Below are 23,733 nucleotides of genomic sequence, written 5' to 3'. Positions count from 1 at the left end.
CGCAATGGAATACTCCCCGCGCAGGCCCTCCAAAATAATACGGATCTTCTCCTCAGCAGAAAACTTCCGCCGGGTCTGCCGCTTGATCTCTTTAACGTGTCGCTCAGCCGATCCTTCGGCCTTTGATTTCTGCCTCAGGGTCATTGCCTTCCAAGGAAAGGATGAGCCACAAACCCTCACTTAGCAATTTGGCCGATCTGTCTCACGGTCGATAACGGGAAACAGCCCCACCCTCCGTACACATACCACCGCCTCCGGGCCCTCTCCGTGACCCCACTGGGCTTTTTCCGGGCTTTTGTTCGTGGTTCGTATGCGTGTGCAGTGCAACAATTTCACGGCCGTCGCAAAACTGTGGAATTCTTCCCTCTGGGGGCGGAAAAAAGATGGACAGGGACTCGACTCAGGCGAGTTTTGGTGAGATCGTTTCTGCAAGATAACGACCTCGGCGCGGGAGCACAATCCGCGACAGAACGATGGCCCAGCACATCGCACCCGGTGATCCCGGGCCAATACTCAGACCGTGAGAACGGTGGAAACGAAGGGCAAGGGTCAGGCATCGGGACAAAGCCAAGCGATGTCCATCTTTGGGGGAGCTAGACCCTTCGATTTGGAGCCCTATGCCGCGACCGGGGCGCGATCCGAAACGCGGTAACCAAAGGAAAATCCCTCGGGATGCCCGACGGTTAGGCCAGAACTTTACCCCTGGGTGATGACTGGCCGAGGTGATGGATTTGGGCGCTCTTCGGAGCGACCTGCCAGAGCCCGGGCAACGAAGGAACCGCTCAAACGGAACCGACCTAGCCCCGTGTCAGCCGATGACCGACGATGAGTGCTAACACTTGGTCTAGGTAGTCTAATTCGATGACGCAGGAAAGGCGCGTGCCCTAGGGACCGCGCCTTTTTTGCTGTCTGGAACATACCGCCGCCGGAGCCTGCCCATGGACTACCGCCATACCGAAGACCAGCTCGATCCCGCGGCCTTCACCGCGCGCGGCAAAGGCAAGCTGCCCGGCCATCTCGGCATTATCGTCACCACGCTGGAACGCCACCTCGTCGAGGGCTATTTCGAGATCGTCGCCACGCACCATGCGCCCAATGGCTTCCTCCATGCCGGCAGCCTCGTCACCCTCGCCGACGCGCTCTGCGGCTATGGCACGATGGCCAACCTGCCCGCAAGCGCGACAGGTTTCACCACGATCGAACTGAAATCGAACTTCTTCTCCACCGCCCTCGAAGGCCGCGTCCAGGCCCACGCCACGCCGGTCCATACCGGCGGCACGACACAGGTCTGGGATTGCGAAATCACGCATATGGCAACGGCCAAGCGCATGGTTCTCTTCCGCTGCTCGCAGCTGGTGCTCCGCCCTAAAGGCTGACCACCTCCCCCTCGCAGCATTCTGTCCAAACCGCGCCGACTGTTCTCCCTCCTGCAAGGGGGAAGCTCTAGAGGGGGGTCAAGCCAGGCTCAGCCAGACGCCCGCCGCAAGGTACATCACCACCGCGATCCCGCCCGCCACCAGCGCATAGGGCAGCTGCGTGCGGACATGCTCGATATGGTCACAGCCCGCCGCCAGCGAGGCGATGATCGTCGTGTCAGATATCGGCGAGCAATGGTCGCCGAACACGCCGCCGCCCAGCACCGCCGCCAGCGCCAGCGAGGGCGGAATGCCCAGCGCCACGGCCAGCGGCATCGCAATCGGGATCATGATGCCATAGGTGCCCCAGCTCGTGCCGGTCATGAACGCCGTCACCCCCGCAACCACGAACACCACTGCCGGCACAATGATCGGCGACACGAACGCCTCCGCCACGCCCGCCATGTACGTCCCTGTCCCGAGGACGCGCAGACTGTCACCCAGTGCAATCGACAGGAACAGGATGGCGACAACCGGCACCATTTCCGCGATCCCGGCAAAGCCGCGCGCCTGCAGCTCGCCCTTGCCGAAGGCCCGGCCCGCGACCAGCACGACGCCCGCCACCAGCATCGCCAGGCACACCGCCCAGAGGATCGACTGGCTGCCATTGCCGGCCAGGATATTGCCCCCGCCGGTCCACGCCATGAAGCCGAGCGAGGCACCAATCATGGTGAGGAGCGGCAGCCACATGTAGATCGACCGCGTCGGCGCCAACGCCTCCTCGTCTTCCACCAGCACATCCCGGTCCAGGCCCGCCGTCTTCATCGGCCCGAATACCCGGCCCGTGAACACCGTCAGGTACACCCCCGCCAGCGTTAGCAGCGCATAGAAATTCCACGGAATCGTGCCGGCCACGACGCCAATCGGGCTCTCGAATCCATACGGCTCGACAAGGCCGAGCGCATACGCGCCCCAGCCGTTCAGCAGGATCAGCGCGCTGACCGGCGCCGAGGTGGAGTCGATGATATAGGCGAGGCGTTCGCGCGACAGGCCATGCGCGTCGAACAGGCGCTGGCCGAGCACGCCGCTGCTCAGCAGGCTGACATTGGTTTCCACGAAGATCGCCGTGCCCGCCAGCGCTGGCGCCAGCGCGGCCCGCCGGGGGGTCGAAACCAGGCCGCGCTTCATCAGGCCGCTCACCACGGCCTCCACGCCGCCGCTGTCACGCATCCACGCAATCAACGCGCCGATCAGCAGGCAAAAAAGCAGGACACGCGTATTGCCCGCGCTCTCGAAAACCGCAGCCGCCCGGTCAATGCTGCCCAGCGCCCCCATGCCCGGATTGAACCCGGCGATCAGCGTTTCTGATGTTACAAGCGCCAGTCCCAGCGCTGCATACACATTGCGTGTCAGCATCGCGACGATGATCGCCAACACTGGCGGCAGTATTGTCAGGATATCCAGGGCTCAGCCTCCCGATGGTTGGATCCGCAGACTAAGCCGATCTGCCGCCAAAAGCCCAGCACGAGTTGAAAGTCTCGCGGACACAATCGACCCGATGCATCAAATTTTCTCCACCTGCACCAGATATTTTAAGTCTTTGTCTGCGATAACAAGGGACTTAAGGCCCGCAAAGGGGGAGCAAAGTGGACCAACGCAACGTCGAGCGAGACTTCTGGATAGAGCAGCTTCGGCTGGCGCTATCCGTGATCGTCTGTGCTGTCGTTTTTGCGGTGTCGGTCACCTGGTTCACCACCGCCGATCTCGACACGCATTCCCGCACCCATGCGCTGGCCTTGTCCTTCGGACTTCCTCTGGCCATCGTGCCGATCGCCCAAGCCATGGCAATCCGACTCCGCTTGCGCCTTCTTCGCCTCCACCTCAAGTTCCGCAAGCTTGCCAACAGTGACGATCTCACCGGCCTTGCCAACCGCCGCAGCTTTACTGAGCGGGGCGCCGCGCAACTTGAAGCATCGCGCGCAAAGAATTCGCTGTCCGGCCTCATTCTCATCGACATAGACTGGTTCAAGCAAGTCAACGACAGTCACGGCCACGAGGCGGGCGACGAAACGCTGACTCATGTCGCACAAACCCTAATCCACGCCGCCCCGCCGGACGCGCTTGTCGCCCGCCTTGGCGGTGAAGAGTTCACCGTCATGTGCAAGGTCAAAGACATTGTCGCGCTGAGCCGTATCGCCGAGGCCTTGCGTCAGGCGACAGAGTCCACCTGCCTGATTTACAAGGGCGAAGTCGTCCGCGTCACCATCAGCCTTGGCCTCGCCACTGCGCGGGCCGACGACACACTCTCCGCCCTGCTCAGTCGCGCCGACAAAGCTCTTTACGACGCCAAGAACTGCGGTCGGAACCGGTGCACGCTGGCAGCCTAGCCTCCACAGCCCCCGTTACGCCGCGCAATATTTTGTCAAATTTCATCGTTCTGACACGCGAACAGTCAAAGCATACTCGGTATCTCCTCCGACATGCGCTATGAAATGATCCGTAGATGAATCAGACAATCAGCACCCGAAAGGTCTGGATCGGACAGGCCCGCAACATGGCCATTGTGTTTACTGTTTCGGTCACCCTTTCGTTCGGCACTGTGTATCTGGCCTCGAAGGGGTTCACGCCGGATGGCCGCGTCGCCGTTCTCTGGCTGAGCGCGCTCATCCCGGCAATGGTCTGTCCCTTTGCCATGTTCTATGTCGGCTTTCACCAGGGCCTTTCTTTCACCAGAAGCGGAAGGGGGATTACGCTCCGGGATTATTGGCCGTCCGTTATGGCGTCGCTGGCATCGTCCATCGCGTCGTCAATGCCATCATCGGAAGCATCGGTTGGGTCTTCGATGGTCACCGTGCCATAGCCGTCAGACGTCGCTTTTTGCCAGGCCGAGAATTCCGCCTCCGACAATTTCGCGTCGCCATTGACGTCCCAGTCGGCAAAGGATTCCGCCGTCACGTCGGGATGATGCAGTTTCACTTCTTCGATCGACACATAGCCGTCGGCGTTCAGGTCGATTTCGGCCAGCGCCATTGTTTCGCCGGCAAGGGCGGGAGCCGCCATCAGGGTAGCAATGGCTGCGAATGCGAATGTTGGTTTCATCGTATTTACTCCATTTGTCGTCCCGCCGGTTGGGCGCTTGCCCGGTGCAGGTGACAGACTAAGCGCCGCCCTGCCCCACCCGTTCCCAACCTGTCTGAATGCTAAGACTCCGGGCCAAAATGTGGCGAACCTTCAGTCCAAGAAAAAGCCGCCTGCAAAGACATGCAGGCGGCTCTCTTCCCAACCCCCCGGAGAATCCCCCCCGGTTTTGGTAGAAGTCTTTGCTAGAAGCTCAGCGGCGAATCTTCCGGTGTCTCAGGCTCTGCCTCAGGCTCCGGCATGTCCTCGACGATGGTGGCGTCTTCCGGCTGTGGTGCGGCCGAAGCCGTGTTACAGCAGCGGACCTGCATTTCGAGAACGCGCTCGTTGAAGCGGCACTTCTCGTCATTGATCTCGCGCAGGAAAGACAAGCCACCGGCACGCTCGGTGTAGCGCGTCTGGGTGCAGCTGGTCAGCTCATAACCCGGGCGGCAGGTGCCGGTATCGGTCTTCTGCACGGTGAGCGTCTCGCAGACCATTTCGTCGGTCTTGGAGAGCGCCGCATTGGCGCGCTGCATCGCTTCGTCAGCCGTGGCTTGTGCACGGGCCGCCGCATCGGACGCACTGTCGGCTACGCCGCGCGCATCCGACAGGCGCATGTCGGTATCAGACAGTGCTGTCGTCTGGCCGTCGATTTCGACTTTCAGCCGGCAGACGTTTTCCTGCGATTTTTCAGGATTGGCGCAATAGTTCGGAGACGCTCATTTCCTGCGGGATCAGGTTCTGGCAACCTGCCAGCGCCATAGCCAGCACCGTCCCGGCAGCGAGTTTTGCAATACGCATAATATCCTCCGCGTGTGCTCGGTGCGCATTAACCGCACGGGGCACGCAAGGGTCAATGAGACTCCCGTAATGCGGGAATCAGGCTTTCAGCTTGTATCCCGTCCGGAACATCCACCAGACGGCCCCGGTCGACAGTACGGACAACACGCCCGTCACGATCACTCCGGTGACCACGGACGAATTCGCGACGCCGATGAAACCATAGCGGAACCCGTCAATCATGTAGAAAAACGGATCCAGGTGCGCCATTGTCAGGAACGGCTCCTTCATTACCTTGATGTCGTAGAACGTGCCCGACAGGAAGGTCAGCGGCACGATCACGAAATTCGTCACCGCCGACAGGTGGTCGAACTTGTCGGCCCAGATGCCGCCCATCGCGCCCAGCGCGCCGAGGATGATCGCTGCCGTCAGGCTAAACCATATGATCGGCCAGACATGCACGACCGACAGGTCGGCCAGGCCACTCAGCTGGATGCCGATCCCCGAAATCACGGCCACGATCACACCGCGCGTAATTGCCCCGCCCAGGAAGCCTGCCGTCAGCTCGAGCGGTGACAGAGGCGGCATCAGGAAATCGACATGGGTCGAATTGAACTTGGCCTGCACCAGGCTCGAGCTCGTATTCTGGAAGGCGTTCTGCAGGATCGCCATGATGATCAGGCCGGGCGCGAGGAAATCATTATAGTTCAGCCCGTCGAAATCGCCGGTCAGGCGCCCCCGGTCGCCGAACGCCAGCTTGAACACCGTCATGAACAACAATGTCGTCACCACCGGCGCGAACACGGTCTGCATCCACACTTTCAGGAACCGGCCGATTTCGCGCTTGTACAACGTCCAAAGGCCAAGCCCGTTGATCGCGCCATATTGGCGGATGACCCTGAAACTGGATTCCGGACTGGAAGAAACGGTGGAATTCGCGCTGGCGGGTTTGGCGTCTGAGCTGATGTCTGTCATGCGGGTTATCTAAAGTGCTATGCTCGCATGAGCGAGGGGCAAGACGCGACTTTTTTGCCTTTGCCCGAAAATTGGGCCCACATGCTGAAAGTGCGACTCACAAGACACAACATATGGAAAGCCTGTGGATAGCCAAGTCCGCATGTTGTGTTTCATTTCGGTCCTGATACGATATCTAGGTGCTGAGAGAGATAGCGCGTAACTGCTATCACAACATGTAGGGGCTGACGGGACCGTGTATGGGGCCCTGAACCTAGAGCTGGGAGACCTAAATCCATGGCATGGACTGATGAACGGGTAGAAGTGCTCAAGAAACTTTGGGCGGAGGGCCATTCGGCTTCGCAAATCGCCAAGCAATTGGGCGGCGTGACCCGCAACGCCGTGATCGGCAAGGTGCATCGCCTTGGCCTGTCGGGCCGCGCGACACCGTCGCGCCCCGTCAAGCGCCCGCCGCGCTTGGCCCGGCCAAAGCCACGCGTGATGCCGGACGGTTCAGTCACGATGCCGGCGCCGGCTGTCACCACACCGATCGAGCAGGCCCGGCCTGTCGAGCGCACGGCGATGATCGCACCGCTTCCGCCACTGAAACTGGCCGATGGCGGCGCTGCGACCATCCTCACCTTGCGTGATTCAATGTGCAAATGGCCGATCGGCGATCCGGCTGATCCGAAGTTCGCCTTCTGTGGCCGCAAGTCGGACTGCGGTCCCTATTGCAGCGAGCATGCGAAAGTGGCGTTCCAGCCCGCCCGCAAGCGCGACACGAAGAAGAACCAGTACGATTATGTGCGTCGCATCGCCGGCTGATATCAGTCGGTAACCCCAGCGACGAACAGGAAAGCCCCCGGAGTTATTCTTTGGGGGCTTTTTCCGTTTCGGTGGCCACATCTGTGTCCGGTGACGGCGCCTCATCCGAGCCGCCTGTTTCGATGCGCACCCGTATCGCATCCGAGGATTTGACGTGCAGGTCCTGCTGCGGGAACGGGATTTCGATACCATGCCGCTCCAGCGCCGAATGGATCGCCCAATTATAGTCGGCGACGACCTTGGACGGCTTCTTCACCGCCTCTTCCGTCAGCCACACGACGAGCTCGAAATCGAGACTGGAATCCCCGAAACCCACCAGCCAGACCTGCGGCATGCGCGGGCCCATGTTTTCCAGCGTCCATTTGACCTCGGCGGCGGCTTCCATGCCGGCCTGGCGCACAAGGTCCTTGTCGGTGCCATAAGCCACACCGAATTTGATATGCGTGCGCCGGCGCGCCTCGCGCAGCGTCCAGTTGATCACCTGGGCCTTGATGAACTCTTCGTTCGGCACAAGGATATCGACATTATCGTTGGTCGTAATCACCGTCGACCGGATGTTGATTTCATTGACCAGTCCGGTCACGCCCGACTGCAGCTCAATGAAATCACCCACTTTCACCGATTTCTCGATCAGGATGATAACGCCTGATATGAAATTCGAGAAGATCGACTGCAGGCCAAAGCCGATACCGACGCCAAGGGCACCTGAAAAGATCGTGAGCGCGCTCAGGTTCACGCCCACCGTCTGCAGCGCGATGGCGATCGCCACAACCATCAGCAGGATATTGGCGACCTGCCCCAAAAGCCCGGCCATCGAGGGGTTCAGCCGGCTATTGGACCTCAACCGCGACTGCGCCGTCGCACCGGCGATCCGCCCGAACCAGAGCGCTGCGATGGCAATCGCCACGCTCGTCAGGATCCGCCAGGCCGAAATCGAGCTCTTGCCGATCGGAATTCTGAAATCGTTGAGGGCCGTAACGGTCGGTTCCAACCATTGCAGGATGTAAAGCGCCGCCACGGTCCATGCGATCAGGGCAATGGACCGCGACAGGAGGCTTTTCTTCATATTCGAGGTCAGCAGCCGGATGATGACCCACGCAGCCAGCAGGCTCGCCGCAATGCGCAGGCCGACATTAGGCAGGTCCGCAACGGCAAATCCGCCGAAGGCAGCCCAGATGAAAACAACGCTGATGAGCGGCCACATCACGCTCGCAAGAGACAGGTAGACCCGCGCCAGCGCGTCCGGGCGACCCCGGCCTTCGGCAGCCCCATGCAATCTCTTGTTCGGCAGGCGCGACAGCAGCCACCCGGCGACGCTTGCCGCGACAATGATCCCGATTTGCCACAGAGTCGCAATCGAGAGGGCCTGCTCCAGCACGCCCTGGAACCAGACCATCAGGCTGTCAAAGATCGTCCCAACCTGTTTGGCCACCGCGTCGGCGTCAATCTCAATATCTTCCGGGTTCATGATCTGTCCTCACAGCCACTTCATCGGCTTGAACAACATGAACTCGATACCGACGATCACCGCAAGGATCAGCACGGTGATCCAGAACGCGCCGGCCGAATTCACGCCCGGCATGCCGCCGACATCAATCCCCAGGAGGCGGGTCACGAAACCGAGCGGCAGGAAAATCGCGGCAATGATCGAGAATACGAACATCGTCCGGTTCATCTCGGTCGCAGCGCGATTGTTCAGGTCGTCCTGCAGCACAAGCGCGCGCTCTTTCGGCACATCGAGGTCTTCGAGACAACGGCTCAGCCGGTCGAGCGTCTCGCGGATCGTGTTCCGGTTGGATACAGACATCCAGTCGAGCGGGTCACGCTGCAATTGCGCAAGTGCCTCGTATTGGGGCGACAGGTAGCGCTTGAAGGCGAGGCAGGTGCGCCGGATTCCGCCGATCTCACCCAGCAAATCCTCCGGCCTCGCGTCCGCCGCATCGGCTTCCAGTTCGTCGATCCGATCATTCATGTCGGCAATCGCGCTATTGATCTTGCTCACCAGTTCGCGTGTCAGCGCAATCGCCAGATCGCCGGCCGTCTTCGGCCCCGTTCCCGTCTCCTGCAGCCGGGCCAGAACATCACGCGGCGTTTGCAGACGCCGCCGGCGCAGTGTCACCACGCGCGTCTTTTCGGCCCACACCTGCATCACGATCATGTCCTCCGGTTCGTCACCCGGATTGAAATTGATCCCACGCAGCACGCCGACCAGTCCGTCGCCTTCACGGAACACGCGTGGCCGTGTCTCATTCGAGATCAGCACATCAATCGTGGCTTCCGAGGCGGGCAACATGCTTTGCATCCAGTTGGCGGCACCGTCGGCCGTGCGATCAAGGTGCGGCCACAGGACTTCCCCGTCATGCGCCGGCTGCCAGTCCTGCACCGCCTACCATTCAATCATGCGGCACCCGCCCGTCCCGTCGAGCACGCACCCGAAAACAAGCAACGGATGCGTGTCCGGTTGCGCCGCATCGGTGAGGATTTCAACTGTCATGCGCCACTGTATCCTGTTTGCCGTTGCAAACGAAACCTATCGCATGGACGCGCATAAACGCAGCTGGAATTTGCGGCATGAAAGGTGAACTTGCCGATGCCGCAGGCCACGTCTAGGTTCGTGGCATAACCGAATCTGACGCTGTCGCATTCCGTAGCGCCAGCGACTTCACCGCCGCGACCACAGGATACGCATATGACGCTCCAGCCCGCTCTCTGCCTCGCCCTTGGCCTGATCGGCCTCGCGGCCTGTTCGGCCCCCCAGTCGGCCCATGCCCCTGCCCCCGCCAGCACCGAAACGGCGCTGCAGGGCACATGGCGTTCGGTCGATGACGCCAAGAGCATGATGACGATCCGCGATACGACCGTCACTGAGAGCTATCTTGGTGAAGAGCCGAGCGTCTCCACGCTCACGAGCGTGGCCGACTGTAACGAACTGGCGCCCGACCCGGCCGGCCCGTCCTTCACGTTCGAAGATGAGGCTGTCGGCGTGCGCTGCTTCACCCTGCTCGAGGCGACTGGTGATTATATTTCCTACAGCTATGCCGCACGCGGCAACACGCTCGCCTTCAACCGCGTCCCGGACTGAGCAAGCCCTTGCCCGGACGGCCGTCCGGGCACAATCGACAGGCCTCTATTGCCTGCGAGGCTGTAGCCATGACCCGTGTTGCCGCCCTTCTTCTCGTCGCAGCCCTTTCTGCTCCCGCGCATGGGGAGGTCATTCTCCGCATCGCCGGACCATTACGAATTGAAACAGGAGGGCGTCGCCACCCTCGCCCCCGACGAATTGTGGGACCGCCTGATCCACCCGGAACTCTGGTGGCACCCCGACCACACGTATTCCGGCACGTTCGAACACCTCTCGCTCAATCCGAAGGCTGGCGGGCTCTGGGAGGAAACATGGGACAGTGGCTCGGTCGCACACGGCACTGTCCTGACCGTCGTATACGGCAAGATGCTCCGCCTCGACGCGGCGTTCGGCCCGCTCCAGGGCATGGCCGTCTCCGTCATCTGGACCATTACCCTCACCCCGGAAGGAAAAGGGACCCGAGTCACTTTCGCCGAGACCGCGAATGGCGCCACGGCCAGCGCCCTGGATCACCTCGCGCCCGCCGCCGACGGCGTCAAGACCGAAGCGATCAAGCGGTTGGCGAGCGGGGAATATACTCGGAAACTATGGCCGCGCGGCTGGCAGCCAGATACCGAAGGCGCTGCCCTGGCCGAGGCGCGTCTCGACGGCGAGGCCGCCGCGATGGTGGGCCATGATGTGTTTCACGATGGCGAGACCAAGTCCGGTGCCGGTGATCTTGCCGCCCCGGCTCTGGTCGGCGCGGTAGAAACGCTCGCCAAGGCGCGGCAGGTGTTCGCGCTCGATGCCCGGCCCCTCATCCTCGATGCGCAGCCAGACCGACGCGTCCGGCGTGCCGGGCCGCCCCGCCGCTGGCAACAGTGTCATCCGCTCACCCTCGCGCCAGCCCTGCGCCGCCCGCGTCCGCGCCTCGGTCATGCTGGCGGCGAGCCCGAACGACACCGTCACCCGGCCGCTCGGCGGGGTATACTTCAGCGCATTGGTCAGCAGGTTTTCGACCACCTGCATGATCTCGTCACGGTGGGCCACGACCGGCATGTCTTCGTCGGAGCCTTTCAAGTCCAGCGTGACATCGCGGTCCTTGGCAATCGGCTGCAGCGCCTCCGTGGCGTCGAGTACGATCCTGGCGAAGTCTTCACGCTCACTCGGTGCGATATGTTCGGAAAACTCGATCCGCGACAGCGACAACAGGTCGGCGATCAGTCGGCTCATCCGCTCGGACTCCCCTGCCATGATGTCGAGGAACCGGTCCCATGAGGCCTTGTCGTCCTTGGCCGGGCCGCGCATCGTCTCGATGAAGCCCGACAAGGCGGTAAGCGGCGTGCGCAATTCGTGGCTGGCATTGGCGAGGAAGTCAGACCGTGCCCGCGCCGCGCGGCGCACTGGCGTCAGGTCTTCCAGCACGACCAGAGTCTGAGTGGCACCGACGGGCCGCGAAACGTGGGCTCGCCAGGTCTCGTCCGGCGCACTCTCCACGTTCACCGACACCGCATCGCTGCCCGGACTGAGGCGCATCTTCTCGATCGCCGACAGCAGGCCGGGTGAACGGATCACAGTACTGGTTCGCGGATTGGACCGCCCATCGAGGCGCAGGATCAGGTCGGCGGCGGCATTGAAGGCCACGATACGCCCCTCGGCGTCGACTTCGAAAGCGGGCAGCGGCAGCGCACTCAGCAATTGCCGGGAATCCAGTCGGCCCGCGCCGTCCGCAATAACGGGTGCGGACGCCGGCCTGCTGACTGGCAGGAACGCAGCCGTACCGGCAAAATAGGCAATCGCGACCGAGATCAGCATGGCAAGCGCAGCAAGCGCCACGACCGGGTTCAGTTCGCCGCTCACGGCCAGAAGGGCCAACACGCCGGTAAAGCACAAACCCAGCATGATGAAGTCGCGCGCCCGGCGACTCACCGCATCGCGCGGCCCTTTCGGCTTTTCAACTGGATCGGTTTGGCTCATCCCGTCTCCCGGCACAGGTGCGGGATGCACCTGGAACGCGTTGGCGACGCATCATCGCCACCGTCGATTGGCGCTACAACGGAGCCACGTGAATGCCAAGCGCCTTTGGGCGTAAGGGCCTGACGGGAGCCTGAGTGACACGTTCGCAACAATTATTGAAATTCGATAATTTCTCGTTGACAGTCGACTAGGCCCATCGTAATCCGGGGCGGGCAAAAACGGGAGCCTCACCAGCGGCATGAAACGTTCAATTCTCCTCCTCGGCACGGCAATTGTTGCAGCATGTGCCTCTTCGCCCGCGTCAACCGGCCGCTGGGCCGGCCAACCTGTAGAATTTTTTACCAAAACGGCGAATGCACCGGATGAATGGGCGACGCGCGGTGTTGCCGGCGTGGCACCCAGCGGTGACTGGCTCAGCCAGTTCAACGATCCGCTCATGGTCGGCCTCGTCAACGAGGCACTCACCAACAGCCCGACACTGGAATCCCGGGCCGCCCTCGTGCGCGCATCGGAAGCCTCGACACGGGTCGCCCGTGCCCAGCGCCGGCCCAGCCTCAGCGCATCGGCCTCGGCCGGCGTGACCTCCACCGAGAATACGTTCGGCGGCAGTTCTGACCGGACCACCGACGGCATCTACGGCGTCGGCCTCGACGCCAGCTGGGAACTCGACCTCTGGAACCGCCTCGGGTCTGCCATTGGCGCCGCCGAAGCCGACTATGCTGCCAGCCAGGCGGACTTTGCTGCGGCCGAACTCTCGATTGCCGCCCAGACGGCGATAGCCTGGATCAACCTCAACGAAGCCCTCGCCCAGGAACGCGTCGCCGTGCTCACCTTTGAGGCGCGCGACCGGGTCCGCACGCTGACTGAGCGCCGCTTCCAGCGCGGCCTGGCCGACGCCCTCGACGTGCGCACCGCCCGCAGCACGGTGGCCCAGGCAGAAGCCTCGATCGCCGCGCGGCGCCAGATCACCGGCGAAACCGCCCGGCGCCTTGAAACGCTGGTCGGACGCTACCCGTCGGCCGAGCTGGACGCCCCGGCCGAAATCGCGACGCTTGACGTCATCGTGCCCGAAGGCAATCCGGCCCTCCTCCTGTCGCGCCGTCCGGACATTGCCGGCGCCGAAGCCCGCATCGCCGCGGCAGGCCTGCGCGCCGAACAGGCCCGGCTTGCCATGCTGCCATCGCTGCGCCTCACCGCATCAGCCTCGACCAGCACGACCGAATTCTCGGATGCGTTCGACCCTGAAAAGATCGCGGCCAATCTCATCGCCAGCCTCGTCCAGCCGCTCTTCACCGGAGGCAGCCTGGATGCCCAGCGCGACGCCGCTGTCGCACAGGCCGAAGCGGCAGTCGCCAATTACGCCGCCGCGGCGCTCGACGCCTGGCGCGAAGTCGAAAATGCGCTGGCCGCCGACATCCTGCTCGCCAAGCAGGAAGAAGCGCAGGTCCGCGCCGTCGAAGAAGCCAGCCTTGCCGAAGAACTGGCCGAACGTCAGTACACGAGCGGCACGGTCACGATCTTCAACCTGATCGACTCCCAGACACGCCGCCTCACCGCTGAAAGCCAGCTTGTGTCGGCCCGCGCCAGTCGCGCATCCAATCGCGTGGCCTATCACCTCGCCCTCGGCGGCGGCCTGCCCTCCGGTACATCCCGCGCACAATATGGTACAAACAACATTGACACGGACGCCGCCGCCGGCGGCAGGAGCTAGTATTTATGGGTCGTCTCGTTTCCATCTTCGCCCCGATCGGGATCATCATCATTGTCGGCATCGGCGGCAGCGTGGTGCTCAGCAAGATCAAGCCCGAACCGGAAAAGGCAGATGAGGCGCGCGCCGGCCTCAACGTCTTCGCCAAGGCCATCTATCGCGACGACCTGCACCTGACCGTCGAAGCGCAGGGCGAGGTCCGCCCGCGCCGCGAAATCGTGGTCGCACCGCAGATTTCGGGTCGCGTTTCCTATGTCGCGCCTGACTTCATCGATGGCGGCTTCATCAAGAAGGGCCAGCTCCTCGTCCGCGTCGAGGCGGCTGATTATGAACTCGCCGTCGTGCGCGCCCGATCCGGCGTCGCCAGCGCCGAGCAGCGCCTCGCCCGCGAACTGGCCGAAGCAGAGCTTGCTGTCCAGGACATTGAGGATCTCGGTCTTGAGGATGCATCTCCCCTCGCCCGCCGCGAGCCACAGCTCGCCGAAGCCCGCGCTAGCCTCGACGGGGCCAAGGCGCAATTGAAAGACGCCGAACTGGGTCTCAATCGTACAGCCGTCTATGCGCCCTTCGATGGCCGCGTACGCGAACGCAGTGTCGATATCGGCCAGGTCGTCGCCGCAGGCTCCGCGCTGGGCCGGATCTTTGCCAATGACGTCGTCGAAGTGTTCCTGCCGCTTGATGACGGCCAGATGGGTCGCCTCGGCCTCCCCCTCGCCTTCACCGCATCGGCAGACCAGCCAGGCCCGAAAGTCACCTTTACCGCCACGGTCGCAGGTCAGCCCCGCACATGGACCGGCGAGGTCGTCCGCACCGCCGCCGCCGTCAACTCGATGACCCGCCAGATCAATGTCATCGCCGAACTGAAGGACCCCTATGGCGCCGGCGCCGACGGCGACGCGCCCATGGCGCCGGGCCTGTTTGTGAATGCCACGATCGAAGGCGACACCATCCCGGACGTTCTGGTTGCACCGCGCGGTTCGCTTCGCGGCGAGGACAAGCTGTTCATCGGCAATGCAGCGGACGGCAAACTGTCGATCCGCACCGTCGATCTCGTCTATTCCGATGCCGACGGCGCCTATGTGCGGTCCGGCGTCGAAGCGGGCGAACTGGCGATCACCAGTCCCGTTCAGGCGCCATTCGACGGCATGAGCATCACCGTCATGGAACGGCTTGAGGATGGCCGCGTCAAAGTCCACGAGCCCGACAAGAAATCCGATACCGGCGATGCCACGGCCACCGTTGCCGTCACCGGAGCAGAAGGTAATCCACAATGAGCGGAATCGTCGCCTGGTTCGCCCGTAACGCTGTCGCCGCCAACCTCCTGATGATTGTCGCCTTCGTCGGCGGCATCTTCGGCTACACGCGAATGGAACAGGAAATGTTCCCGGTCGTGAACATTACCGGCGCATCCGTGTCGGTTGCCTGGAACGGCGCTTCACCGCAGGATGTCGAAGAACAGATCGTCACGCGCATCGAAGAGGCGGTTGCCGATCTCAACGGCCTGGACCGTATCACCTCGATCGCCAGCGAAGGCTTTGGCGTGGTCAATATCAAGGGCCGCGACGACGTCGATATGGAGATCTTCGTCAAGGACGTCGAGCGCCGGGTCAACCAGATCAACAACATGCCCCAGGCGGCCTTCCAGCCGCAGATCCAGCGCTGGGAACAGCGCAACCGGTTCATCGGTTTCGCCGTTCACGGCGAGGTCGATCCCCGCACGCTGAAACGCGTCGCCGACAATGTACGTGACGAATTCGCCAAGCTGCCAGGCGGTGAACTCGCCGAACTCAACGGCACGCTGGACGAGCAGGTCAGTATCGAAGTCTCCGAACAGGCCCTGCGCCGCTTCGGCCTCAGCTTCAGCGACGTCGCTAATGCCATCCGCCAATCATCCCTCAACTCGTCGGGCGGGCGGATCGAAAGCTCGACCGGCGACGTCAACATAACGGCACGCCAGCTCGCCGATACGGCCGAACAATTCAACAAGATCATCATCCGCCAGACGACCGATGAAGGCACCGTCTACGTGTCCGACGTCGCCAATGTCATCGACGGCTTTGTTAGCGACAAGCTGAAGGCGACGTTCAACAATGAGCCGACCGCCTTCGTGATGATCCCCTCCCCTGACGACATGGATATCATTGCCTACACGGATGGCTTCAAGGACTTCGTCAAACGCGCCAACGATCCAGCCAACGGCCTGCTGCCCGAAGCCGTCAAGATCGATATTCTCTGGGACGACTCGGAGGGCTTCAAGGCACGTATGGACCTGATCACCCAGTCGGCCCTCAGCGGCGCTGTGCTGGTCATGCTCGTGCTGGTCCTGTTCCTGCGCCCAATGGTTGCGCTCTGGGTCACCGTCGGCATCATTACCGCCTTTGCCGGCGGCATCATGCTGCTGCCCTATTTCGGCGTATCCTGGAACATCCTATCGACCTTCGCCGTGCTGCTGGTGATCGGCGTGATCGTAGATGACGCGATTGTCGTCGGAGAGAACATACACCGGGAAGTCGAGAGTGGCCGGCGGGAAGGCCTGGACGCGGCCATCGTCGGCACACAGCTTGTCCTCAAGCCGATCATATTCGGCGTCCTGACCACGATTATCGCCTTCCTGCCCTGGGCCTTCATCACCGGCCCGACACGCATGTTCACACAGCAGATCACCTTCGTTGTCGTGGCGGCGCTCCTCTTCTCCATCGTCGAGTGCATGCTGATCCTGCCCAGCCACCTGTCGCACATGAAGAAGCAGGAATTTGACGGGCCTGGCGGCAGGTTCCTCAGGTTGCAGCGCCGGATCGCCGATAGCCTGCTCTGGTTCGCCAACAATCTCTACAAGCCGGTGCTCGAGCTGGCAGTGCGGTTTCGCTATGCCACGGTTGCGTTCTTCTTCAGCCTGTTCGCCCTCGCTATCCAGATGCAATCTCTGGGCATCGTCCCGTTCCAGTTCATGCCGGAAATCGAAGCCGACCTCATCCAGGTCAATATCGAAATGCCCGAGGGCACGCCCTATGAGCGCCTGCTCCAGGTCCGCGACCAGCTTCAGGCCGGCATCGACTCGCTGAAAGTCGAGACCCGCAAGGAGTATCCGGAACTGAAAGACGGCCTCGTCGTGCAGGCCTCCGTCGTCGCGGCGGGCCGCCAGGTGCAGGCCTGGGTTGGTCTTGCCCCACCAGAGGTCCGCCCCATCACGGTTCGCTCCAAGGACATTTCCGAACGCCTGCGCGACATGGTCGGCGACATTCAGGACGCTCAGGAAATCGGCTTCGATTTCACGTTCAACGAAGATGATACCGGTGTGCGCTTTGCTCTCAATCACCCCGACCTCGCGCGCCTGCGCGAAGCCGCCGCCGAAGTGAAGGCGCATCTCGCCAATTATTCCAGCGCCTATGATATCGGCGACAACCTGTCATCCTCTGCCGAGGAAATTCGCATCACGATGAAGCCCGGTGCCGAGACGCTTGGCATCACGCTCAACGATGTCTCACGCCAACTGCGTCAGGCCTATTATGGTGAAGAGGTCCAGCGCCTGCCCCGCAACGGGGAAGACGTCCGCGTCATGGTCCGACTGCCACTGGCCGCCCGGTCTGACCTCGACAGCCTCAACAGCCTCAAGCTGCGCACCGCCGACGGCCGCGAAATCCCGGTCACCCAGGTCGCCGATTTCGAATATGCCCCCGGTATCAACCGCATCATTCGGCGCAACCGCACCCGTTCGGTTTCAGTCTATGCCGAGATCAAGGGCGAAGGCGGTCGCGGCCAGGTCATGGGCGCCATGGAAAAGGACTTCTGGCCCGATTTCGAGAAGCACTTCCCTGACGTGCAGCGCGGCGAAGCCGGCGGCTTCGAGGAAGAACAGAAATTCTTCGCCGAGATCGGTCGCCTGGTCGTCATCGCCATCGGCACGATGTACATTCTGCTGGCTGTGGCGTTCCGCTCTTATTCCCAGCCCTTGTTGCTGATGATGGCCCTCCCCTTTGCCTATTGCGGCGCGATTTTCGGACTCGCCATCTTCAACACACCGATGGCCATGTTCGCCTTCTTCGGCATTGCAGCCGCCGCCGGCGTTGTTATCAACGACAACCTGGTGCTGATCGACTATGTCAACCGGAGGCGCGATGAAGGCGCCGGTGCGATCCAGGCCCTCGTGGACGCGGGCGTGTCCCGCTTCCGTCCTATCCTGCTGACATCCGTCACCACGTTCGTCGGCATCCTGCCACTGCTCGCCGTGCGCTCGGTGCAGGCCCAGTTCCTGAAGCCGATGATCGTCTCGCTCGCCTGCGCGGTAGCCTTCGCCATCTTCGTCTCCCTGCTCATGGTTCCGGCCCTCTATGCCGTCGGCGTCGAAATCGGGCGGATATTCCGCTGGACATGGGGCGGCAAGCCGTTCCGCCAGATCGGCGAGACCTATTCCGGCGAAGTGACCGTAGATGAAGACGAACTGATCGGCACCAGCCGGGGCGACGACCTCGGCGGCTTTGCCCCCGCCGAATGAACACGTGACTTAACCTGGGTGCGTCCCTCCCCTTCCATGAGAGGGAGGAAAAGGGATACGTCCAAGCAAATGGAGAAACATATGAAACATCTAATGCTGGGCGCGGCCGCGATCGGGCTCCTCACCGCTTGTGGACAGGGCAAAGCCTCGACCGACACCGCCGAACTCACAGTGGCTGAAGCGCCGGTGATCAACGCCGACGGCAAATATGTCACCGCCGAGGGACTGGAGCTCTCCACGCCTGACACCTGGGGTCAATGGGGCATCAACCTCGACAATGTGAAGACCGACATGAATCCCGGCGACGATTTCTATGCCTATGTGAACGGCAAGTGGCTCGACACGTTCGAAATCCCCAGCGACCGGACGCGCTATGGCTCGTTCACCCTGCTCGCCGAAAAATCCGAACAGCGCGTGCGCAAGATCATCGACGAACTCGCCGCCGCCAAGCCGGACCCGGCCACGCTGGAAGGCAAGGTCGCTGGCATCTATAACGCCTACCTCGACACCGCTGCCATCGAAGCGAAAGGCCTCTCCCCGGTACAGTCCTATCTCGACCGAATCCAGGCCATGGAGACGCGCGAAGACCTCGCAGAAGTCTTCGGCGCCAACGGCTTCACCGCACCGGTCGGCGGCTGGGTCGATGTCGATTCCAAGCAGACCGACCAGTATATCTTCTACATCACCCAGGCGGACCTCGGCATGGGCGATCGCGACTATTATCTCGTCGACAAGGACGAGAACACCGAGCTGCGCACCGCCTACAAGGCCATGCTGTCCTCCCTGCTCGGCGCAGCCGGCTATGACGACGCCGATGCCGCCGCCGACAAGGTGATCGCCCTCGAGACCGAGATTGCGAAAGCCCATTGGGACCGCGCCGCAGGCCGCAACCGCAACCTAACCTATAACAAGGTGACGAAGGCCGAGCTCATCGCCCTTGGCGGTGCCTTTCCGACCGCCACGCTGATCGACGCGCTCGACCTTGGCGACCAGGCCGCGTTCGTCGTGCGCCAGGTTACTCCCACGGCAGAAGAGATTGCCGAGAACGGCCTTGATGCTGACCAGCTGGCGAAAGTGTCCGGCGGCGGCGTACCCGGCCTGTTCAAGGTCATGCAGACGGCACCGATGGACCAGTGGAAGGCCTACCTCACCGCTCACCTCCTGATTGACACGTCCGACGTCCTGCCCGCCAACATCGACGACACCGTGTTCGATTTCTATGGCAAGACCCTGAACGGCCTTGAGGAACAGCGCGAGCGCTGGAAGCGCGGTGTCGACACGGTCGAGAACTCCGTCGGCGAAGCGGTCGGCAAGGTCTATGCCGCGCGCTACTTCCCGGCCGAGAACAAGGCCGCGATGGACCAACTCGTCGCCAACCTCCGCGTCGCCCTGTCCGGAAACCTTGAATCCCTCGACTGGATGGGCGCGGCGACCAAGGCCGAAGCCGAGGCCAAGCTGAACCTGTTCACGCCGAAGATCGGCTATCCGGAAAAGTTCGAGACCTATGACAGCCTTGTCGTCAGCGATGATGCCTTCGCCAACCAGATGGCCGTCAATACCTGGGCCTACCAGGACATGCTGTCCGACCTCGGTCAGCCGATCGACCGCACGGAATGGGGCATGCTGCCCCAGACGGTGAACGCCTATTATTCGCCCAACCGCAACGAGATCGTGTTCCCGGCCGCTATCCTGCAGCCGCCTTTCTTCAACCTCAGCGCTGACCCGGCCGTCAATTACGGCGCCATCGGCGGCGTGATCGGCCACGAAATCGGCCATGGGTTTGACGACCAGGGCGCCAAGTCAGACGGCACCGGCATGCTGCGCAACTGGTGGACGGCTGCGGATGAGGCCAATTTCAAGGCCAAGACCGGTGCGCTCGTCGCTCAGTACAATGCCTTCTGCCCCTATGATGACGGCGAAACCTGCGTCAATGGCGCGCTGACGCTCGGCGAGAATATCGGCGACCTTGGCGGCCTCTCAATGGCCTACAAGGCCTACCATCTCAGCCTGGACGGCAAAGAAGACAAGGTGATCGACGGCCTGACCGGCGACCAGCGCTTCTTCATGTCCTGGGCCCAGGTCTGGCGTTCGAAGAACCGCGAAGAGGCCATGCGCCGTCAGATGCTGACCGACCCGCACTCGCCGCCCAATTACCGGGTCAACGGAATCGTGCGCAATTTTGATGCATGGTACGCGGCATTCGGCGTCACGCCGGACAATGCACTCTACCTGCCGCCGGAACAGCGCATCAAAATTTGGTAATCTGCTTACCTGTAGTTGATAGCAGAGAAAGCGGCGCTCCGGGCGCCGCTTTTTTTGTCCACTTTCGCCGTTTCTAAGGCGCGGTTAACGCTTGGCGTGATATTTGCACGCCTGTCGGGTGAATGAACTGAACTGGTTCAGTCGAATCTGAGAGAGTATATATTGATGTCCCTGATGACCCGTGTGTTCGGATCCAAAAAGCCTGTCGCCCCCGCCGACGATCGGATTGAGCATGCTGTTGCACCAGAGCAGGACACGCCGCGTCCCCTGCGCGGTGCATCCTATCGCGAAGCCTCGGTCACCTATGAGTCGGGCTATACGCGCAAGGGCATTGTGCTCGACTATACGCCGAACGGCGTACGTATCCGTTTTCCCACCAATGAAATCATGCCGGACTTCGTCACGGTCAATGCCAGGGCCGTAAATGTCAGCGGCCAGGCCCGCGTGATCTGGCAGGAAGGCTCCGAAGTCGGCCTCGCGCTGATGCGCTAGACCCGGCCCCGCCCGCTCACCGTATTCCCGTTTCACGAGAGTCATCTTGGAAAATACGCCTTTTAGGCGTTCTATGGTCTACCTGTTCCACACTTGAACAAGGAGGGCCCCCATGGCCATTATGCAATCCCAACAGATTCTCGCCGAGTCCACAGTCTCCTTCAAGGATGCGATCAAGAACGCCGTCAGCCGTTTCTCCAAGACCGTCCGCGGCCTCGCCTCGGCCAATGTCAACAACATGTCAACCACCGTGAAGAACGGCAAGATCGCGAGCTATCGCGTCAACCTGCAGATGACATTCGAGATCGAACCGGCATCCACGGGAACGAAAAAACCAAGTAAGCGCGCCCGGTCGGTCGTGATCCCTCGATAAGATTTGTCCTGCCTGTGTGACACGCGCGCCGTTTGCCCTACATGAGACCGGTAACCCCGGAAGGATTCCGTGCCATGCCGTTTCGCCCGCTCGCCTGTCTGGCCGTCTTGGCCACCCTGCCCTGCGTCGCGCTCGCTGACACATCCTCCGCCGCCCTCACCTCGCCGGAGACTCCAGCCATGCACACCACCGAATTCACCACCATAGACGGCAAGCCGCTCGACCTCGCCCAACTCGGCGCCAAGGCCGTCCTCGTCGTCAATACCGCCTCGAAATGCGGTTACACGCCCCAATATGCCGGCCTTGAGGAACTCTACGAGACCTTCAAGGAGAGGGGCCTCGTGATTGTTGGTGTGCCGTCGAACGATTTCGGCGGCCAGGAGCCCGGCACCGAGGCCGAAGTGAAAACCTTCTGCCAGATCAATTACGGCGTCACGTTCCCGCTGACGAAAAAATACGCCGTCACCGGTGCCAAGGAGCATCCCTTCTACGTCAATGCCGTTTTCGCACTCGGCGAGGTGGCCCAGCCCAAGTGGAACTTCCACAAAGTGCTCACCAATGGCGCGGGCACGCCCGTCAAGGCCTACCCGTCAGCCACGAAACCCGCTGATGCCGAACTTGTCGCCGACATCGAAGCTGCCCTCGCGGACTAGAGCCGCACCTCGCGCGTCACGCCGAACGCGCTGAGGAAATCCGAATCATGGCTGACAACGACCAGCGCGCCATCAAAGCCTGACAGCGCGTCTTCCAACAATTCCACTGCTGCAAGATCCAGGTGATTGGTCAGCTCGTCCAGCAACAGCATCAGCGGCGGCTCGGCCCGCGCGAACACGCACGCCATGCCCGCCCTCAGCCGCTCGCCGCCGCTCAGCGTACCTGCCAGCTGTAGCGCGCCGGCATTGCGGAAGGCAAGCCGCGCCAGCACGGCCCGCGCCGCATTCTCGCTCAACTCCGGGTTCAGCCGCCGCAAATTCTCCAGCACACTCTCCTCCCCCTTCAGCAGGCTGACATGCTGGTCCAGCATCGCCATCCGATCCGTCAGGCGGCGCACCTCGCCCGCGTCCGGCCCCACCTCCCCCATGATCAGGCGCAGCAGCGTCGTCTTGCCCGACCCGTTCGCGCCGCACACAGCGATCCGTTCCGGCCCGCGCACGTCCAGCGACAGCGGCCCGAACCGGTGCCGCCCCCCGCGAGCCATCACCACATCGCGCAAGCTCAGCAGGTCCCGGCTAGGCGCCAGGCCCGTCTCGGGCAGGTCGATATGCAGTGGCGTCTCCACCTCTACACCCGCACGTGCCGCCTCGAATGCCTCGCGCCCCGCCTCGGTCAGCCGCTCGGCCACATCGTCGCCCCGCGCCCGCGTCGCCTCCGCCCGTTGCTTGCGCGCATCCAGTAGCATTTTCGGCACGTCGCCCCTGGCCCGATTCGCGCGGCCTCTCTTGTCGCGCCGGTCCTGTTTCTCCCGGGCATCCTGCGCTTCACGCTCCGCCCGCTTCAGCTCGCTCCCGGTCCGGTCGAGTTCCGCCTCCGCCCGCTCCCGCGCCGCATCGCGTGCCGCCTTGAAGTCGCTCCAGCCGCCGCCGAACACGGTCACCCCCACCGGCGACAATGCGACAATTCGATCGACCCGTTCCAGCAGCGCCCGGTCATGGCTCGCGACCACGACCCCGCCTGTCCAGCGCGCCAGCAGGTCACTGATCCCGGCACGTCCATCCGCATCGAGATTGTTCGTCGGCTCGTCCAGCAGCAACACGTCCGGCGCTGCCAGCAACAGGCGCGCCAGCATCACCCGCGTCCGCTCGCCGCCGCTCAGCGTGCGCATGCGCCGGTCCAGGACCATCCCCGGCAGGCCCGTCTCCGCCAGCGCGTCGGAGAGGCGCGCCTCCAGCGTCCAGTCCGCCTCGGCCGCGTCACTGACGCTCCCCTGCCCCGCCTCAAGCCGTTTAAGGCAGGCGAGCCCGTCCGCCACGCCCAGCGCCTCGGCCACGCTCGGCCTCTCATCGGGCACCTGCACCAGCCGCCCCACCGTCCCGGCGCGATGCACCGATCCGCTGGCGGGCACCGCGTCGCCCGCGATCAGGTTCAGCAGCGTGGACTTGCCACAACCATTGCGCCCGACAAGCCCGATCCTTTCCTGTCCGACAGACAGTGTCAGGCCGTCGAACAGCGGGCGGGCATCAGGCGTGGAAAGGGAAACCGCATTCAGGGTGATAAACGCAGGCATGGGAAGCGACTTTCGACAAAGGTGAGATGCAGCGAGGGTCGAGCGTCGCAAAATCCATTGTCCATACCCTTCCGTAGGCGTCAGCGTGGCTTGCTATCTATGAAAACCGG

At 62.6% G+C, this 23,733-nt stretch carries 20 protein-coding genes and 1 pseudogene; 11 read left to right on the top strand and 10 right to left on the bottom strand.

Annotated elements, in window-relative coordinates; translation table 11 throughout:
* A pseudogene (locus ACESNB_RS02995) lies at positions 1 to 138 on the bottom strand (IS3 family transposase); the annotation flags it as partial.
* Positions 139 to 938: 800 nt separating this feature from the next.
* Here ACESNB_RS02995 and ACESNB_RS02990 point away from each other — a divergent pair.
* On the top strand, positions 939 to 1,376 hold the full coding sequence (locus ACESNB_RS02990; protein ID WP_373003622.1) for a PaaI family thioesterase: 438 nt from the start codon (positions 939 to 941) through the stop codon (positions 1,374 to 1,376).
* A 78-nt stretch (positions 1,377 to 1,454) separates the two neighbouring features.
* Here ACESNB_RS02990 and ACESNB_RS02985 read toward each other — a convergent pair whose 3' ends face one another.
* Positions 1,455 to 2,771 carry a Na+/H+ antiporter NhaC family protein gene (locus tag ACESNB_RS02985; protein WP_373003619.1) on the bottom strand — a complete coding sequence of 439 codons (1,317 nt, stop codon included), beginning with the start codon at positions 2,769 to 2,771 and terminating at the stop codon, positions 1,455 to 1,457.
* A gap of 230 nt (positions 2,772 to 3,001) precedes the next feature.
* On the opposite strand from ACESNB_RS02985, the gene ACESNB_RS02980 reads away from it, so the two are divergent.
* Positions 3,002 to 3,742: a GGDEF domain-containing protein gene (locus tag ACESNB_RS02980; RefSeq protein WP_373003616.1), complete on the top strand. Its 741-nt coding sequence runs from the start codon at positions 3,002 to 3,004 to the stop codon at positions 3,740 to 3,742.
* A 121-nt stretch (positions 3,743 to 3,863) separates the two neighbouring features.
* Here the strand turns inward: ACESNB_RS02980 and ACESNB_RS02975 are convergent, their stop codons facing one another.
* From ACESNB_RS02975 to ACESNB_RS02960, 4 genes are all read right to left on the bottom strand, one after another.
* A complete protein-coding gene (locus ACESNB_RS02975; protein ID WP_373003612.1) occupies positions 3,864 to 4,049 on the bottom strand; it encodes a hypothetical protein in 186 nt (61 codons plus the stop codon).
* Positions 4,050 to 4,115: 66 nt separating this feature from the next.
* Positions 4,116 to 4,454 carry a hypothetical protein gene (locus ACESNB_RS02970; protein ID WP_373003609.1) on the bottom strand — a complete coding sequence of 113 codons (339 nt, stop codon included), beginning with the start codon at positions 4,452 to 4,454 and terminating at the stop codon, positions 4,116 to 4,118.
* Between the two features lie 224 nt (positions 4,455 to 4,678).
* Positions 4,679 to 5,092 carry a hypothetical protein gene (locus ACESNB_RS02965; protein WP_373003606.1) on the bottom strand — a complete coding sequence of 138 codons (414 nt, stop codon included), beginning with the start codon at positions 5,090 to 5,092 and terminating at the stop codon, positions 4,679 to 4,681.
* Between the two features lie 262 nt (positions 5,093 to 5,354).
* Complete coding sequence (locus ACESNB_RS02960) at positions 5,355 to 6,230, bottom strand: ABC transporter permease (protein ID WP_373003603.1); 876 nt, start codon at positions 6,228 to 6,230, stop codon at positions 5,355 to 5,357.
* A gap of 276 nt (positions 6,231 to 6,506) precedes the next feature.
* On the opposite strand from ACESNB_RS02960, the gene ACESNB_RS02955 reads away from it, so the two are divergent.
* Entirely contained in the window at positions 6,507 to 7,034 is a 528-nt protein-coding gene (locus ACESNB_RS02955) for a GcrA family cell cycle regulator (RefSeq protein WP_373003600.1), read from the top strand.
* A 43-nt stretch (positions 7,035 to 7,077) separates the two neighbouring features.
* Here the strand turns inward: ACESNB_RS02955 and ACESNB_RS02950 are convergent, their stop codons facing one another.
* Positions 7,078 to 8,502 carry a mechanosensitive ion channel family protein gene (locus ACESNB_RS02950; protein ID WP_373003598.1) on the bottom strand — a complete coding sequence of 475 codons (1,425 nt, stop codon included), beginning with the start codon at positions 8,500 to 8,502 and terminating at the stop codon, positions 7,078 to 7,080.
* Between the two features lie 9 nt (positions 8,503 to 8,511).
* A complete protein-coding gene (locus ACESNB_RS02945; protein ID WP_373003596.1) occupies positions 8,512 to 9,417 on the bottom strand; it encodes a CorA family divalent cation transporter in 906 nt (301 codons plus the stop codon).
* A gap of 306 nt (positions 9,418 to 9,723) precedes the next feature.
* Here ACESNB_RS02945 and ACESNB_RS02940 point away from each other — a divergent pair, with 306 nt between their 5' ends.
* Positions 9,724 to 10,116 (top strand): hypothetical protein, encoded by a 393-nt coding sequence (locus ACESNB_RS02940; RefSeq protein ID WP_373003593.1) that lies wholly within the window; start codon positions 9,724 to 9,726, stop codon positions 10,114 to 10,116.
* 585 nt (positions 10,117 to 10,701) lie between these two features.
* Here ACESNB_RS02940 and ACESNB_RS02935 read toward each other — a convergent pair.
* Complete coding sequence (locus tag ACESNB_RS02935; RefSeq protein WP_373003591.1) at positions 10,702 to 12,072, bottom strand: sensor histidine kinase; 1,371 nt, start codon at positions 12,070 to 12,072, stop codon at positions 10,702 to 10,704.
* Between the two features lie 238 nt (positions 12,073 to 12,310).
* Here ACESNB_RS02935 and ACESNB_RS02930 point away from each other — a divergent pair, with 238 nt between their 5' ends.
* From ACESNB_RS02930 to ACESNB_RS02900, 7 genes are all read left to right on the top strand, one after another.
* Positions 12,311 to 13,783 (top strand): efflux transporter outer membrane subunit, encoded by a 1,473-nt coding sequence (locus tag ACESNB_RS02930; protein WP_373003589.1) that lies wholly within the window; start codon positions 12,311 to 12,313, stop codon positions 13,781 to 13,783.
* A gap of 5 nt (positions 13,784 to 13,788) precedes the next feature.
* Positions 13,789 to 15,054 carry an efflux RND transporter periplasmic adaptor subunit gene (locus tag ACESNB_RS02925; RefSeq protein WP_373003586.1) on the top strand — a complete coding sequence of 422 codons (1,266 nt, stop codon included), beginning with the start codon at positions 13,789 to 13,791 and terminating at the stop codon, positions 15,052 to 15,054.
* Complete coding sequence (locus ACESNB_RS02920) at positions 15,051 to 18,272, top strand: efflux RND transporter permease subunit (protein ID WP_373003583.1); 3,222 nt, start codon at positions 15,051 to 15,053, stop codon at positions 18,270 to 18,272. The genes ACESNB_RS02925 and ACESNB_RS02920 overlap by 4 nt, the downstream gene beginning before the upstream one ends.
* Before the next feature lie 81 nt (positions 18,273 to 18,353).
* Positions 18,354 to 20,534 carry a M13 family metallopeptidase gene (locus ACESNB_RS02915; RefSeq protein ID WP_373003580.1) on the top strand — a complete coding sequence of 727 codons (2,181 nt, stop codon included), beginning with the start codon at positions 18,354 to 18,356 and terminating at the stop codon, positions 20,532 to 20,534.
* Between the two features lie 165 nt (positions 20,535 to 20,699).
* Complete coding sequence (locus tag ACESNB_RS02910) at positions 20,700 to 21,026, top strand: hypothetical protein (protein WP_373003577.1); 327 nt, start codon at positions 20,700 to 20,702, stop codon at positions 21,024 to 21,026.
* Positions 21,027 to 21,138: 112 nt separating this feature from the next.
* Positions 21,139 to 21,399 (top strand): dodecin family protein, encoded by a 261-nt coding sequence (locus ACESNB_RS02905; RefSeq protein WP_373003574.1) that lies wholly within the window; start codon positions 21,139 to 21,141, stop codon positions 21,397 to 21,399.
* Between the two features lie 74 nt (positions 21,400 to 21,473).
* Positions 21,474 to 22,052, top strand: a complete 579-nt coding sequence (locus ACESNB_RS02900) for a glutathione peroxidase (protein WP_373003570.1) — start codon at positions 21,474 to 21,476, stop codon at positions 22,050 to 22,052.
* Here ACESNB_RS02900 and ACESNB_RS02895 read toward each other — a convergent pair.
* A complete protein-coding gene (locus ACESNB_RS02895; protein ID WP_373003566.1) occupies positions 22,049 to 23,623 on the bottom strand; it encodes an ABC-F family ATP-binding cassette domain-containing protein in 1,575 nt (524 codons plus the stop codon). The genes ACESNB_RS02900 and ACESNB_RS02895 overlap by 4 nt on opposite strands.
* Positions 23,624 to 23,733: the final 110 nt, after the last annotated feature.

It is taken from the genome of Hyphomonas sp., from assembly GCF_041689225.1.
Taxonomy (GTDB): Bacteria; Pseudomonadota; Alphaproteobacteria; order Caulobacterales; family Hyphomonadaceae; genus Hyphomonas.
This window is presented reverse-complemented; position numbering and strand designations above follow the sequence as displayed.